The following is a 1352-nucleotide window of genomic DNA, read 5'->3' as shown; positions in this document are numbered from 1 at the left end:
GGCGGAGCCGGCCGGGGAGGCGTGACCGAGGAATGGGGCGGCGGGGAGTGAGCGGGTCGTTCCGGCCGGTCGGTGCGGGCCGGCCACGCCCCGGGGAGGTGGCATGAGCCGGCCGGGCTTCGGCGGTGGCGATGTGCCGGCGGTGTTCCCGGACTGGTCCCCCTACCAGGATCTCGAATCGGCGGCGCGGGCGTACCTGCGCGACCCGGACGTGGCGTTGGAGGCGCTCGGCGGGGTGCTGCGGGGGGCCTCGGTGCTCGGCTTCACCCTGGAACGCTTCGTCAACGAGGTCAACGGGGTGTGGCAGGAGGTCGTGGTCTGCGACGGCAGCCGGCTCGTCCTCTGGCACGGCGAGGACGTACCGCCGGGGGAGGGGCCGCCCGGATCGATGACCTCGTCGCTGCGGGTGGTGCCGGTCTCCACGGTCACCGAGGTCGGGTGCCGGCGCCGGCTGACCCGCGACGACAGCGGGGCGATCCGGGTGGACAGCATCGACGTCTACCTGCTGCTGACCTCGCTGGACGAGGCCCCGCCCAGCGAGGAGACGGCCGGCGGGCCCCGGCACGACGCGCTGCGCTTCGGCAAGACCCTCGACGACGGCGGGGCCGGGCAGATCGCCCGGCTGGAGGAGTTCGCCCGGCTGGTCGCCTCGGTGGTGGGCCGCCCGATGCTGTGAGCGGTGCGCGTGGGCACCCGGGCCCGGCCACGGCGCCTCGGGCCTCCCGGCGGACCGCTCAGTGTGCTCGTAGCGTCCTGCGGGCCGGCGGGCGCGCGTGCGAACCGGTGGTTTCGGCCGCCGGGGCTGTCGAGGTGCCCCGTGGAACGGGGCGTGCGGACCTGTCGCCAGGTGTGGGCGCTGTCGAGCTGCCCGCACAGACGGGGCGGGGCCCGTGTCGGGCCTGGTCGTGCCGACGGGGCAGCTCGACAGGGTGTACCGAGCTCGGCCCGGCGGGCGGGCCCCAGCGGCGGCGGACAGCCCGTCAGAGCTGGCGGACGGGGCCGGTCAGTCCTCCTCGGCGTCCGGGCCGGCGAGCTCGACGCCGTCGCTGGCGCGCACCACGTGGATGCACTCGCCCGGGCACTCCTTCGCCGAGTCGATCACCTCGAGGCGCAGGTGCGCGGGGACCTCGACCCGGCTGCCCGGCGCCTGCCGCAGTTCGCCGTCGGAGCCCTTGACGTACGCCAGGCCGTCGATGTCGAACTCGAAGACCTCCGGCGCGTACTGTACGCAGAGCCCGTCTCCTGTGCAGAGATCCTGGTCCACCCAGACCTGCAACTGGTCGGTTGCGACCTCCGCCACCGGCGCACCCCCCATGTTCTCCCGTCCCACGCCCCGACGGTACCCGAACGCC

Annotated in this window: 2 protein-coding genes; one reads left to right on the top strand and one right to left on the bottom strand. The window is 75.1% G+C overall.

Features of this window, described 5'->3' with window-relative positions; translation table 11 throughout:
• Positions 1-103 precede the first annotated feature (103 nt).
• Positions 104-676, top strand: coding sequence for a hypothetical protein (locus C1I99_RS31590; protein WP_111137780.1), 573 nt, complete (start codon positions 104-106; stop codon positions 674-676).
• A 327-nt stretch (positions 677-1003) separates the two neighbouring features.
• Here the strand turns inward: C1I99_RS31590 and C1I99_RS31585 are convergent, their stop codons facing one another.
• A complete protein-coding gene (locus C1I99_RS31585; RefSeq protein ID WP_111137781.1) occupies positions 1004-1300 on the bottom strand; it encodes a ferredoxin in 297 nt (98 codons plus the stop codon).
• Positions 1301-1352: the final 52 nt, after the last annotated feature.

The sequence above is a fragment of the Micromonospora deserti genome (assembly GCF_003236335.1).
GTDB classification, from domain to species: Bacteria; Actinomycetota; Actinomycetes; order Mycobacteriales; family Micromonosporaceae; genus Micromonospora; species Micromonospora deserti.
The sequence above is the reverse complement of the archived record's forward strand: the minus strand, read 5'-3'. Positions and strand labels throughout refer to the sequence as shown.

Coding starts and splice junctions, on each gene's coding strand:
- C1I99_RS31590 (WP_111137780.1), top strand. CDS start 104: ATGAGCCGGCCGGGCTTCGGCGGTGGCGATGTGCCGGCGGTGTTCCCG.